Source organism: Streptomyces sp. NBC_01723 (assembly GCF_036246005.1).
Lineage (GTDB): Bacteria > Actinomycetota > Actinomycetes > Streptomycetales > Streptomycetaceae > Streptomyces.
Genome location: NZ_CP109171.1, coordinates 7,350,760 through 7,362,945, shown reverse-complemented (window position 1 = coordinate 7,362,945; position 12,186 = coordinate 7,350,760). Strand labels below are relative to the sequence as shown.

Annotated in this window: 9 protein-coding genes and 2 pseudogenes; 6 read left to right on the top strand and 5 right to left on the bottom strand. The window is 72.6% G+C overall.

The window, feature by feature from the left end:
* Positions 1-23: 23 nt before the first annotated feature.
* Together OIE75_RS34600 and OIE75_RS34595 are read right to left on the bottom strand one after the other, a co-directional pair.
* Entirely contained in the window at positions 24-1,109 is a 1,086-nt protein-coding gene (locus OIE75_RS34600; protein WP_307016113.1) for a hydrogenase expression protein HypE, read from the bottom strand.
* A gap of 55 nt (positions 1,110-1,164) precedes the next feature.
* Positions 1,165-2,895, bottom strand: a complete 1,731-nt coding sequence (locus OIE75_RS34595) for a hydrogenase maturation protein (protein WP_329473285.1) — start codon at positions 2,893-2,895, stop codon at positions 1,165-1,167.
* Between the two features lie 249 nt (positions 2,896-3,144).
* On the opposite strand from OIE75_RS34595, the gene OIE75_RS34590 reads away from it, so the two are divergent.
* Together OIE75_RS34590 and OIE75_RS34585 are read left to right on the top strand one after the other, a co-directional pair.
* Positions 3,145-3,534 (top strand): hypothetical protein, encoded by a 390-nt coding sequence (locus OIE75_RS34590; RefSeq protein ID WP_307016111.1) that lies wholly within the window; start codon positions 3,145-3,147, stop codon positions 3,532-3,534.
* Between the two features lie 115 nt (positions 3,535-3,649).
* Positions 3,650-5,539, top strand: a complete 1,890-nt coding sequence (locus OIE75_RS34585; protein ID WP_329473284.1) for an exo-alpha-sialidase — start codon at positions 3,650-3,652, stop codon at positions 5,537-5,539.
* Positions 5,540-5,554: 15 nt separating this feature from the next.
* Here the strand turns inward: OIE75_RS34585 and OIE75_RS34580 are convergent, their stop codons facing one another.
* Positions 5,555-6,562, bottom strand: coding sequence for a bile acid:sodium symporter family protein (locus tag OIE75_RS34580; RefSeq protein WP_307018205.1), 1,008 nt, complete (start codon positions 6,560-6,562; stop codon positions 5,555-5,557).
* 172 nt (positions 6,563-6,734) lie between these two features.
* Here OIE75_RS34580 and OIE75_RS34575 point away from each other — a divergent pair, with 172 nt between their 5' ends.
* Positions 6,735-7,616, top strand: a complete 882-nt coding sequence (locus OIE75_RS34575) for a LysR substrate-binding domain-containing protein (RefSeq protein WP_307016109.1) — start codon at positions 6,735-6,737, stop codon at positions 7,614-7,616.
* Here the strand turns inward: OIE75_RS34575 and OIE75_RS34570 are convergent.
* A pseudogene (locus OIE75_RS34570) lies at positions 7,595-7,750 on the bottom strand (AsnC family protein); the annotation flags it as partial. The gene OIE75_RS34575 and the pseudogene OIE75_RS34570 overlap by 22 nt on opposite strands.
* Between OIE75_RS34570 and OIE75_RS34565 the strand changes: the two are divergent.
* The 3 genes and pseudogenes from OIE75_RS34565 to OIE75_RS34555 form a co-directional block, all read left to right on the top strand.
* Positions 7,743-8,373 (top strand): annotated as a pseudogene (locus OIE75_RS34565) (MFS transporter); the annotation flags it as partial. The pseudogenes OIE75_RS34570 and OIE75_RS34565 overlap by 8 nt on opposite strands.
* A 212-nt stretch (positions 8,374-8,585) precedes the next feature.
* Positions 8,586-10,412: an AMP-dependent synthetase/ligase gene (locus OIE75_RS34560; protein ID WP_307016108.1), complete on the top strand. Its 1,827-nt coding sequence runs from the start codon at positions 8,586-8,588 to the stop codon at positions 10,410-10,412.
* Between the two features lie 83 nt (positions 10,413-10,495).
* Complete coding sequence (locus OIE75_RS34555; protein WP_307016106.1) at positions 10,496-11,329, top strand: aldo/keto reductase; 834 nt, start codon at positions 10,496-10,498, stop codon at positions 11,327-11,329.
* Positions 11,330-11,386: 57 nt separating this feature from the next.
* Here OIE75_RS34555 and OIE75_RS34550 read toward each other — a convergent pair whose 3' ends face one another.
* Positions 11,387-12,088 (bottom strand): SDR family oxidoreductase, encoded by a 702-nt coding sequence (locus OIE75_RS34550; protein ID WP_329473283.1) that lies wholly within the window; start codon positions 12,086-12,088, stop codon positions 11,387-11,389.
* Positions 12,089-12,186 lie beyond the last annotated feature (98 nt).

The following is a 12,186-nucleotide window of genomic DNA, read 5'->3' as shown; positions in this document are numbered from 1 at the left end:
TCTGCGGGAGAGGGTGCGGGGTCTCACCACGGCGGCCGGTAGCCGGTGGTGATCTCACGGCCGGTGTGCCGCCACTTGGGCTCCTTGTCCACCGTCCGGGCCGTGATGGTCCGCAGCCTGCGGATCGCGGCGCCGTACGCGCCGCTCGCGGTGCTGGAGAGCTTGCTGCCGGGCGGCTCGTCCATGAACGGCATGAACTTGTCGGGGAAGCCGGGCATGGTGCAGGCGATGCAGATGCCGCCCACGTTGGGGCAGCCGCCGATGCCGTTCATCCAGCCGCGCTTGGGCACGTTGCACTTCACGACGGGGCCCCAGCAGCCCAGCTTCACCAGGCACTTGGGCGAGTCGTAGGACTCGGCGAACTGGCCCTGCTCGTAGTAGCCGGCCCGGTCGCAGCCCTCGTGGACGGTGGCCCCGAACAGCCAGGTCGGGCGGAGCTTGTCGTCCAGCGGGATCATCGGCGCCGAACCCGCGGCCTGGTAGAGCAGGTAGGTGAGGGTCTCGGCGAAGTTGTCGGGCTGGATGGGGCAGCCGGGCACGCAGACGATCGGGATGCCGGCCTGCGACTTCCAGTCCCAGCCCAGGTAGTCGGGCACGCCCATCGCGCCGGTCGGGTTCCCGGCCATCGCGTGGATGCCGCCGTACGTGGCACAGGTGCCGATCGCGACCACGGCCAGCGCCTTCGGGGCGAGCCGGTCGATCCACTCGGACGTCGTGATGGGCTGGCCGGTCTCCGGGTTGTCGCCGAAGCCGCACCAGTAGCCCTCCTGCTTGATCGACTCGTTCGGGATGGAGCCCTCGACAACGAGGACGAAGGGGTCGATCTCGCCGCGCTCGCCCTTGAAGAACCACTCGATGAACGTGTCCGAGCCGCCGACCGGTCCGCACTCGAAGTCGATGAGCGGCCAGTGCACGGCGATCTTCGGCAGGCCCGGCAGGGCCCCGAGGGCGATCTCCTCGATGCTGGGCTGCATGGCGGCGGTCAGGGCGACCGAGTCACCGTCGCAGCTCAGGCCGGCGTTGATCCAGAGGATGTGGATCGGTTTCTCGTCCGTGCCGACCGCGGCGGAGTCCGGTTCCGCGCCCGTGGCCGGGGGTGCTGCGTTCATCACTGCCTCCCGGGGAGGAAAACGGCGAAGCCGACGGAATCGGCCTTTGTCCTGGCTAAGAGTCGGTCAGCTCCGCCGACCGCGCACCCGTGGACCGCGGCCGGTCCGGCGCCGGCTCCTTGCGGACGAACGCCCGCCGCAGCGCGTGGTAAGGGGCTTCGGGGTCGAAGAAGATCTCGTGCATGCGGCCGAGTTCACGCTCACGGACCGCCGCCAGTGGTGCGACGGCCTCCCGGCGCTCGTGCTCGGCCTTCTTCGCGGCGAGGCGGGTCTGCGCCCCTGGAGCGGCCGACCAGCGTTCGGCCAGTCGGGTGACCTCGTCGGTGAAGCGGCCGGGAGCGCACTGGACCACCCGGTCGACCAGGCCGGTCTCCCGGGCCCGGCGGGCGCTGACCGGGAGGGCCTCGCGGGTCAGCCGTTCCGCCATGGCGGCGCCCACCCGGCGCGGCAGGCTGTACGTCCAGTACTCGGAGCCGGTCAGGCCCATGAGCCGGTAGTGCGGGTTGAGCACGGAGCCGGAGCGGCACCACACCTCGTCGGCGGCCAGCGCCAGCATGACCCCGCCGGCCGCGGCGTTGCCGCCGATCGCGCTGACGACGAGCCGGTCGGTGGTGGTCAGGACGGCCTCGACGAGGTCGTTCATCGCGTTGATGTTGGCCCAGGACTCGGCGGCCGGATCGGGTGCCGCCTCGATGACACCGAGGTGGATGCCGTTGGAGAAGAAGTCGCGGGCGCCGCCCAGCACCAGCACGGAGGTCGGCCGGTCGCACGCCGCCCGGTAGGCGTCGAGCAGGCGCCGGCAGTGGTCGGTGGACTGGGCGCCGCCGGGGAACGAGAAGGACAGCACGCCCACCGCCCCCTCCTCCCGGTACCGGATGTCCGACCAGCCGTCGTCGTCCGCGGACGGCAGCACGGGCGCCGGGGCCTCCCGCAGCCCGGCGGGCAGCCCGGTCGGCACTCCGGCCGCCAGGGCGAGCGTGGCGGGCAGCTTGCAGGCACGCGGGGCGCCGGCGCCGGTGCGGGCCCGCAGCTCGGGAAGCCACACCGCGCCGTCCACCGTGGCCCGGCAGACCGCGCCCGCCCGGGTGGCGAGCAGGTCGCCGGGGCGTCCGCGCAGCCGCGGCTCGGCATGGCCGCCGTGCAGGAACCACTCCCGGCCGAGCAACTCGTCCAGGACGCCGGGCTGGGAGTCGGCGGCGCGCAGCTTGCGCAGGACGGTCGCGGTCGGGTCGGCGGCCCAGTCGATGCGGCGCGTCCCCTGGCGCATCGGGGGGCGGGTCCGGGCACCGGGCACGCTCGGCAGCGTGCCCTGGTCGAGTGGGGTGTACGTGCCGGACGCGAACCGGTCGACGGCGGTCAGTACGGCGTCCAGGGCGGCGTCGGCCAGCTCGTTGCGGTACAGGTCGCTCTTGCCGACCCGTGGCGCCGGGCAGCTCGCCGTCGCCCACACGGGGCCCGCGTCCATCTCCTCCTCGGCCTGGAGGACGGTCACGCCCCACGCGGCGGCGCCCTCGTGGACGGCCCAGTCCAGGGAGGACGCCCCGCGGTCGCCGACGGGCCCGGGGTGCACGATCAGGCACGTTCTCGCCGTCCAGATGGCACGGGGCACGACGGTCTTGAGCATGGGGGCCACGATCAGGTCGGGGGCGTGCCGGTCGACGGCCGGGCTCACGTCGTCCCCGCGGGGTGTCACCTCGGCGTGCACGTCGTGCCCGCGGTCCCGCAGCTCGGCGTGTACGCGCTGGGTGAGGCTGTTGTAGGCGCTGGCGATGAGCAGGATGCGCATGGCGACCCTTCCGAGGGTGCGTCGGGCGTCGGTGCTGTGGGCGTCCGGCTGCCTGCGATGGTCGGACAGACGAGCCCTCGAACGTCGACACCAGCCCCGCACCTCACCCGCACGGGTGACGCTTCCCGCCACATGGCAGGGCTCCGACCGAGGGACACGGAAGTGCCGCCAATCATGACAAGTGAGACACTTGACTTGTTCTGGGCACGGACGGACGTGCCCTCCCGCGAGCGCACAGGCAGGTCGGCAATGCCCGAGGAACGCAAGTCGTCGAAACCGTCGAACGGCCACGGAACCAGTCGCCACCAGGGCCGCGAGCAGCACGGCTGGTCGCCGGACGTCGACGAGACGCGGCAGCAGGAGGACAATCCGAGCGCCCGCCGGTCCTTCCACGCCGAGAAGCACGCGCCGGGGCGCGGAGCGGGCCGGAAGACCTCGAAGGAGGAGCACACGCCGGTCCCCGGCGACGTCGCTCCCGACAACGCCCGGCGGGGCGAGAAGCGCGGCGCCGAACCGGAGAAGGGCATGCGGGACACCGGCGGCCGGGGCCGCTCCGGACGGCCGAGCGGCACGAAGGACGACGCCGCCTTCACCGGCGTCGACCCGGACGAGCCCAAGGGCAGGCGCCGGCCCGGCTGATCCCCGCCGCCGCAGCCGACACGCGCGTGATCATGTAGGACGCGCTCGGAACGTACTGCTGTTTTGATGTCCGGACGACCGGCTCCCCCCAGCCGTCCGAAGGGCAGACCGTTCCATGCCGTCATCACGTTCCCGCACGCGTGCGCGCACCCCCTGGTTCGCCCTCGCGGCGCTCGCCGCCCTGGCCGTGTCCCCCCTGCCGGCCCACGCCCGGTCCGAGAACCGGGCGCCGGAGTTCGAGGAGCGGGTCCTCTTCCGGGCGGCCGACGACCCGGGCGGCTACGCCTGTTTCCGCATCCCGGCGATCGTGCGGACGACGGACGGCACGCTGCTCGCCTTCGCCGAGGGGCGCGTCCTGAACTGCGGGGACGCCGCCGACATCAACATCGTCCTCAAGCGCTCCACCGACGGCGGACGCACCTGGGGCCCGCTCCAGGTCGTCAACGACGGCGGCGGCGACACGCACGGCAACCCGGCGCCGGTCGTCGACCGCGCCACCGGCCGCGTCCTGCTGACCGAGACCTACAACGCCGGCCGCACCGACGCCGCCAACTGCGCGATCCCCTGCGCCCGCACGCCCCACCTCCAGTACAGCGACGACGACGGGCGCACCTGGTCCGTGCCCCGCGACCTGAGCCCCGAGATCCTGCCGTCCGGCTGGAACTCCTGGTACGCCACCGGCCCCGTGCACGGCGTCCAGCTCACCGGAGGCGGCCACCCCGGGCGGCTCGTGGTCGGCGTCAACGCCGAGACCTGGGACGGCGACCGGGTCACCGCCAACCACGCGGCCCTGGTGGTCAGCGACGACGGCGGTGCGCACTGGAAGGTCGGGGCCACCGACACCTGGCCCGTCGCCGCCGACGGCACCTTCCGGCAGAAGCCCTCGGAACTGACCCTCACCGAACGCGCCGACGGAGCGCTCCTGGTCAGCGGCCGGGAGGAGCAGGGCACCGACCTCGGCCACCGCACCCAGGCCGTCAGCCGGGACGGCGGCGACAGCTTCGAGGCCCCCTTCCGCACCCTGCCCGACCTGTACACCCCGCAGGTGCAGGGGGCCCTGCTCCGCCTGGGCGACCGGATGCTGCTCTCCGCCCCCGCCGATCCCGACCGCCGCCGGACGATGTCGGTCCGCTCCTCCTACGACTCCGGTGCGACCTGGGACAGCGTGGACCGCGGCACCGTTGTCACCCGGGACTGGTCCGGCTACTCCGACATGGTGGCCGTCGACGACACCACGGTGGGCCTCATGTACGAGGCCGGGGCGGTCGACGCCCGCGACGAGATCCGCTTCGCCCGCTTCACCGAGGACTGGCTCCTGCCGCGCCGGGCCGCCGATCCCACCACCTCCGACCTCGCCCCCGGCGCGGCGCCCGCCACGGTGCTCGGCGGCGCTGGGACGACGTCCGGCGCGGTGGGCGGCGCGCTCGCCTTCGACGGCGCCGACGACGCCGTACGGCTGCCGTTCGACGAGCGGCTGCCGCTGGGGGCCGGCGACTTCACGGCGTCGCTGAGGTTCCGGTACTCGGCGGCCGACGGGGAGCAGCCGCTGCTGTGGATGGGCGGCGTCGGGACCTCGCAGCCGCAGGTGTGGCTGCGGGCCGAGCCCGGCGACGGGCGGGTCCAGGGGCTGATCACCGCGCGTGACGGCGCGGCGGCCCCGCGCTCGGCATGGGTGCGCACCGACGGCGCGCTCAACGACGGGCGCTGGCACCACCTGGCGCTGCGCCGTGGCGGGGGCCGGCTCGCACTGTTCGTGGACGGCGCGGCGGTCGGCGAGACGGCGGACGTGCCGGGGTCGGTCGGCCGCGACTCGCCGTTCGGCGTGCACATCGGCGAGCGCGTGGACGGCCGGGCCCGCCTCACCGGCGCGGTCGACGACGTGCACGTGTGGAACCGGGCGCTGACCGACGGGGAGATCGCCGCCGCGAACCCGCCCGCGGCCGCCGGGAACACCGTCGTGCACCTGCCCATGGACACCGTGGACGGGGTGGCGGCGGGCGGCTGAGAGTCCCCCGGGGGCTCAGCGGTGGCCGGGGCCCACCGGGGCGGGCACGGACGCGGGGGTGTCGTCGCCGGGCGCGGGCGCTTCCGGGTCGTGGGAGCGGCGCTTGGCGATGACCGCGCACACCATGAGCTGCATCTGGTGGAAGAGCATCAGCGGCAGCACGGCCAGCGAGGCGTGGGCGCCGAACAGGACGCTCGCCATGGGCAGTCCGGCGGCGAGCGACTTCTTCGACCCCGCGAACTGGATCGCGATCCGGTCCTCCCGGCCGAAGCCCAGCCCCTTCGCCCCGTACCAGGTCAGCAGCAGCATCACGGCGAGGAGTACCGCCTCCACGGCCAGCAGCCCGGCCAGCCGGACGGGGCTCACCTGATGCCAGATGCCCTGGACCATGCCCTCGCTGAACGCGGTGTAGACGACGAGGAGGATCGAGCCGCGGTCGACGAGTTGGAGGACCTTCTTGTGCCGGGCGACGAAACCCCCGATCCAGCGGCGCAGCACCTGCCCGGCGGTGAACGGCACCAGCAGTTGGAGCACGATCTCCAGCACCGAGTCGGCGGAGAACCCGCCCCCGCCGCTGCCGAGCAGGGCGGCGGCCAGCAGCGGCGTGACGACGATGCCCACCAGCGAGGAGAAGGAGCCGGCGCAGATCGCGGCGGGCACGTTGCCGCGGGCGATGGAGGTGAAGGCGATCGAGGACTGGATGGTGGAGGGGACCAGGGTGAGGAAGAGCAGGCCCTGGTGGAGGGGGTCGGTCAGGAAGACGGGCACGAGTCCGCGCGACGCCAGCCCGAGCAGCGGGAAGACGACGAAGGTGCAGGCCAGCACGGTGACGTGGAGCCGCCAGTGCCGTACCCCGTCCATCGCCTCACGGGTGGAGAGCCGGGCGCCGTAGAGGAAGAAGAGGAACGCGATGGCGGCGGTGGAGGCGCCGGAGGCGACGTCCGCGCCCGTGCCGCGGGCCGGCAGCAGGGCCGCGAGGCCCACCGTCCCGAGCAGCAGCAGGATGTACGGGTCGATCGGCATCCAACGGGGCCATCGCAGGCGTTTCACGGTGCTCCACTTGCTTGTTCACGGTCGTTCGAGGGCTCACGTCCGAAGGCTCGCGGGTCCCCGCTCCATCCTGCTCGCCCGCGCCGCGATCGGGAATCCGCTATACCGCTCTGACTGTCATCACGGACCGCGATAGCCTGGTGCCGTGTACGACCCCTCCCACCTGCGTACGTTCCTGTCGGTGGCCCAGACCCTGAGCTTCACGCAGGCCGCCCGGCGGCTCGGGCTGCGTCAGTCCACCGTGAGCCAGCACGTGCGGCGGCTGGAGGACGCCACGGGGCGCCAGCTGTTCAGCCGCGACACGCACTCGGTGGAGCTGACGGAGGACGGGGAGGCGATGCTCGGGTTCGCCCGCCGGATCCTGGAGGTGCACGAGCAGGCCACCGCCTTCTTCACCGGCACCCGGCTGCGCGGGCGGCTCCGGTTCGGGGCCTCGGAGGACTTCGTGCTGACCCGGCTGCCGGAGATCCTGGAGGGCTTCCGGCACGACCACCCCGAGGTCGACCTGGAGCTGACGGTGGAGCTGTCGGGCACCCTGCACCGGCAGTTGGCCGACGGGGAGCTGGACCTGGTGCTGGCCAAGCGACGGCCCGAGGACCCGCGGGGCGAGCCGGTCTGGAGCGACCGGCTGGTGTGGATCGGCGCGGAGCGGCTGCGTCTCGACCCCGACCGCCCGGTGCCGCTGATCGTCTATCCGCCGCCGGGCATCACCCGGGCGCTCGCGCTGGAGGCCCTCCAGCGGCAGGGCCGGGAGTGGCACGTCGCGTGCACCAGCGGCAGCCTCAACGGCCTGATCGCGGCCGCCCGCGCGGGCCTGGGCGTGATGGCGCACTCGCGCGGGCTCGTCCCGCCCGGCCTGGTACGCGTCCCGGACCGGGCCGGACTGCCCGAGCTGGGCCGCGTCGACTTCGTGCTGGTGCACGGCCGGCGCCGGCCCTCCGCGCAGGGTGCGGCGGACGCGCTGGCGGCTGCGGTCCTCGCGGGCGGCGACCGGCTGCACCGGCCTCAGCGGGCGGGGCTCGGGTAGGTCAGCTGCTTGACCCGGCGCAGGAAGGGCGACGCCTCCACGTGCTGGACGCCCTCCAGCCGGCCGAGCGGGCCGCTGAGGTAGGCGTAGAGGTCGGCGGTGCTGCGGACGACCGCCGTGGCGATGATGTTGTTCGTGTGGCTGTCGCCGGCGTCGTTCGTGGTGGCCGCGGCGGGCGGGCGGCTGCTGCACGGGGGTGCCCGCGTGCCTCACCGTCGGGGGCGGGCTGCTGCTGATCGCGGCGGGGCAGTTCGCCATGGCGTTCCTGGACGCCTCGTCCGGCGCGTCCGCCCTGGTGCCGGGGCTGCCGCTGGTGGGCGTCGGTACGGGTCTGGTGTCGCCGGGGATCGCGGGCGCGGCGCTGGCGGCGGTGCCGGCGGCGGTGCCGGCGGAGCGGGCCGGGATGGCCGGCGGCGCGGTCAACACGTTCCGGCAGCTCGGGTACGCGCTCGGCATCGCCGTGTTCGGCACGGTGCTGACCTCGCGGATGACGGACACGCTGCCGCACGACGCGGCGCACGGTCTGGCGGGCGGTGCGGCGAGCGCCCTGGAGGGGGTGTTCGGCGAGCACGCGCTGCGGGCCGCGTTCGCCTCCGGGCTGCACGCCGCGGCGCTGACCGCGGGCACGGTCGCGGCCGTCGCCGGGGTGCCGGTGCTCGTACTGGTGCGGGCCGGCCGCGGGAGCCGAGACCCGCGCGTGGCGGTCGCCGCGGAACCGGCCGCGGAGAAGGAGCCGGCGACACCGTACCGGCGGTAAGTGGGTCGTACAGATTCGGTGGAGATTACGCCACCGAAACTTACTCAACCGTCAGGAAACTGTCCGACCCTTCCCCATGTGAGCGCATTTTCTCTCGCTGACCAGCGCGAACATGAGACCTGCTCGAATTTGGCACCCCTCCCGTCCCCGCTTCGGGTGGGGTAGCTTTCACCGCGCTGTGCGGGGCTTCATTCCAGAGCGGGGAGCGGGGTTTGCGTGAGTTCACCAGTCCTCCCTTGACGTCGGCACCACCGGTGGGCGGTCTGGCCGACGTCGTCTTCGAGCATGCCCAGGAGGATCCGGAGCACATCGTTCTGGGGCGCAAGGACGCGGCCGGGCAGTGGCGGGACGTCAGCGCGGGTGCGTTCCGCGACGAGGTGCTGGCGCTCGCCAAGGGGCTGCTCGCCCAGGGCATCCGCTTCGGCGACCGGGTCGCGATCATGTCCCGCACCCGCTACGAGTGGACCCTGTTCGACTTCGCCCTGTGGACGATCGGCGCCCAGGTGGTGCCGGTCTACCCGACCTCCTCGGCCGACCAGTGCATGTGGATGCTGTACGACGCCGAGGTGACGGCCGCGGTCGTGGAGCACGAGGACCACGCGATGACGATCGCCACCGTCATCGACCGGCTGCCGCACCTGCGCGGCCTGTGGCAGCTCGACTCGGGCGCCGTCCAGGAGCTGTACGACGCGGGGGCGCACCTCGACGACGAGGTGGTCCACCGGCACCGCAAGGCGGTCACGCCCGACTCGGTCGCCACCGTCATCTACACCTCCGGCACCACCGGACGGCCCAAGGGCTGTGTCATCTCGCACGGCAACTTCATGTGGGAGGCGGACACCGTCATCGAGCGGTGGGAGCCGGTGTTCCACTCCAAGAAGGGCGACGAGGCGGCGACCCTGCTGTTCCTGCCGCTCGCCCACGTCTTCGGCCGGATGGTGGAGATCGCGGCGGTCCGCGGCAAGGTCCGCTTCGGCCACCAGCCGCAGCTGAACGCCGCGGCCCTGCTGCCCGACCTGGCGGCCTTCAGACCCACGTTCATCCTGGCCGTGCCGTACATCTTCGAGAAGGTGTTCAACGCGGCCCGGCGCAAGGCCGAGAAGGAAGGCAAGGGCGGCCCCTTCGAGAAGGCCGTCGACGTGGCCGTCAAGTACGCCGACGCGGTGGAGGCGAAGGCCTGGGGCACCGGGCCGGGGCCGTCCGCGGGACTGCGGATGCAGCACCAGCTGTTCGACAAACTCGTCTACTCCAAGGTGCGGGCGGCGATGGGCGGACGCATCCGCAACGCCATGTCGGGCGGCTCGGCGATGGACCGGCGGCTGGGTCTGTTCTTCGCGGGCGCGGGCGTGCAGATCTACGAGGGCTACGGCCTGACCGAGTCCACGGCGGCGGCCACCGCCAACCCGCCCGAGCGCACCCGCTACGGCACTGTCGGCCGCCCCGTCCCCGGCGTCACCGTGCACATCGCGGACGACGGCGAGATCTGGCTGAACGGCGAGAACATCTTCCAGGGCTACCTCAACAACCCGAAGGCCACCGACGAGACCCTGCACGACGGATGGCTGGCCACCGGCGACCTGGGCGCCCTGGACGAGGACGGCTACCTCACCATCACCGGCCGCAAGAAGGAGATCCTGGTGACCTCCGGCGGCAAGAGCGTCTCCCCGGGGCTCCTGGAGGAGCGCGTGCGGGACCACCCGCTGATCAACCAGTGCATCGTCGTCGGCAACGACCGGCCCTACGTCGCCGCCCTCATCACCCTGGACCAGGAGGCGGTCGAGCACTGGCTGGCGATGCGGAACAAGCCGCAGATGCCCCCGGCCGACCTGGTGCACGACTCCGACCTGGAGACGGAGGTGCGGCGCGCGGTCGTCGCGGCCAACACGCTCGTGTCGCAGGCCGAGTCGATCCGCACCTTCCGCATCCTCGCCCAGCCGTTCACCGAGGAGCACGGCCTGCTGACGCCTTCGCTGAAGCTGAAGCGCAAGGCCATCGAGAAGGCGTACGGTGCCGAGGTCGCGGCGCTCTACACGGCGTGAGTTCCACGGTCAGGAATGCGCAAGGGCTCGTGATCGTTGACGATATGAGTACCACCTGACCACAACCGAAGGATCAAGAGCTCGTGAGCAGCAAGGTCCCCCCGATCATCCTGAACAACGGCGTCGAGATGCCCCAGCTGGGCTTCGGCGTCTGGCAGGTGCCGGACGACGAGGCGGAGACGGCCGTGGTCCAGGCGCTGGAGGCCGGGTACCGCAGCATCGACACCGCGGCGATCTACGGCAATGAAGAGGGCACCGGCAGGGCACTCGCCGCCTCCGGCGTGGCCCGCGAGGATCTCTTCGTCACCACCAAGCTCTGGAACAGCGAACAGGGGTACGACACGACCCTCCGTGCCTTCGACGCCTCACTGGCGAAGCTGGGCCTGGAGTACCTGGACCTCTACCTGATCCACTGGCCCATGCCGGCCGAGGACCGGTATGTCGACACGTACAAGGCGTTGGAGAAGCTGCTCGCCGACGGGCGGGTGCGGGCCATCGGTGTCTCCAACTTCCTGCCGGAGCACCTGGAGCGGCTGACCGGCGAGACGTCGGTCGTCCCGGCGGTCAACCAGATCGAGCTGCACCCGCACCTCCAGCAGCACGCCTCCCGCGAGGTCCACGCGGAGCTGGGCATCGCCACCGAGGCGTGGTCCCCGCTCGGCTCCGGCAAGGGGATTCTGGAGATCCCGGCGATCGTGGCCATCGCCCAGAAGCACAACCGCACGCCGGCCCAGGTCGTGCTGCGCTGGCACCTCCAGCTCGGCAACGTGGTGATCCCGAAGTCCGTGACGCCGTCGCGGATCAAGGAGAACATCGACGTGTTCGGCTTCACCCTGGACACCGAGGACCTGGCGGCGATCAGCGCGCTGAACGAGGACCGGCGTCTGGGTTCGGACCCGGCGGAGGTCAACTCCTGAGCACCGCCCGAGCGTCAGGCACGAGAGGAGGGGCCCGGCCGGGCCCCTCCTCCGCTGTCAGTTGGGCTGCCCCAGCGGACGTACGACGACCGTGTTGACGTCGACGCCGGCCGGCTGGGTGGTGGCCCAGACGATCGAGTCGGCGATCTGGTCGGCGGTGAGCAGGTCACCGGGCGGCAGACCGCCGGTCGCCTCCCAGAACGGGGTCTCCACCCGGCCGGGCGCGATCAGGGTCACGCCGACACCCCACTGGGTGACCTCCCTACGGGTGTTCTCGGCGAGACCGGTCACCGCCCACTTCGTGGCGCCGTAGATGTTGCCCGGTGTGTTCACGAACCCCGCGACGCTGCCGACCAGCACGATCCGCCCGCGCGTCTGCTTCAGGGCGTCGATCGACGCCCTGATCAGCAGCGCGGGGCCGAGCACGTTGGTCAGCACCATCTCCGTCCAGCCCTCGGGGTCGCCCTCGGCCACCGAGTCGTGGGTGGCGAACCCTGCGTTGGCGACCACGGTGTCGAGGCGGCCGAACTCCTTGAGCGTCGCTTCGACGGCGGAGGCCACCTGGGTGTGGTCGGCGGCGTTGCCGACCAGGGTCAGCAGGCCCTCGGGATCGCCGAGTTCGCCGGCGAACGCGCGCAGCCTCGCCTCCCCGCGCCCGGTGACGGCCACCCGGTGCCCCGCGTTCAGCAGCCGCCGGGCGGCGGCGGCTCCGATACCGCTGCCGCCGCCGGTGATGAGCGCGACCGGTGCGTCGGTCATGGTTCCCCCCTGTGTCTGTGCCCGGGTGCCCGTGTGGGCACCTCTTCCGGACGGAGGGGAGTCCATCACTTGGAGCGCTCTCGAAGTCAAGGGCCCGC

Coding starts and splice junctions, on each gene's coding strand:
- OIE75_RS34600 (WP_307016113.1), bottom strand. CDS start 1,109: ATGAACGCAGCACCCCCGGCCACGGGCGCGGAACCGGACTCCGCCGCG.
- OIE75_RS34595 (WP_329473285.1), bottom strand. CDS start 2,895: ATGCGCATCCTGCTCATCGCCAGCGCCTACAACAGCCTCACCCAGCGC.
- OIE75_RS34590 (WP_307016111.1), top strand. CDS start 3,145: ATGCCCGAGGAACGCAAGTCGTCGAAACCGTCGAACGGCCACGGAACC.
- OIE75_RS34585 (WP_329473284.1), top strand. CDS start 3,650: ATGCCGTCATCACGTTCCCGCACGCGTGCGCGCACCCCCTGGTTCGCC.
- OIE75_RS34580 (WP_307018205.1), bottom strand. CDS start 6,562: ATGCCGATCGACCCGTACATCCTGCTGCTGCTCGGGACGGTGGGCCTC.
- OIE75_RS34550 (WP_329473283.1), bottom strand. CDS start 12,088: ATGACCGACGCACCGGTCGCGCTCATCACCGGCGGCGGCAGCGGTATC.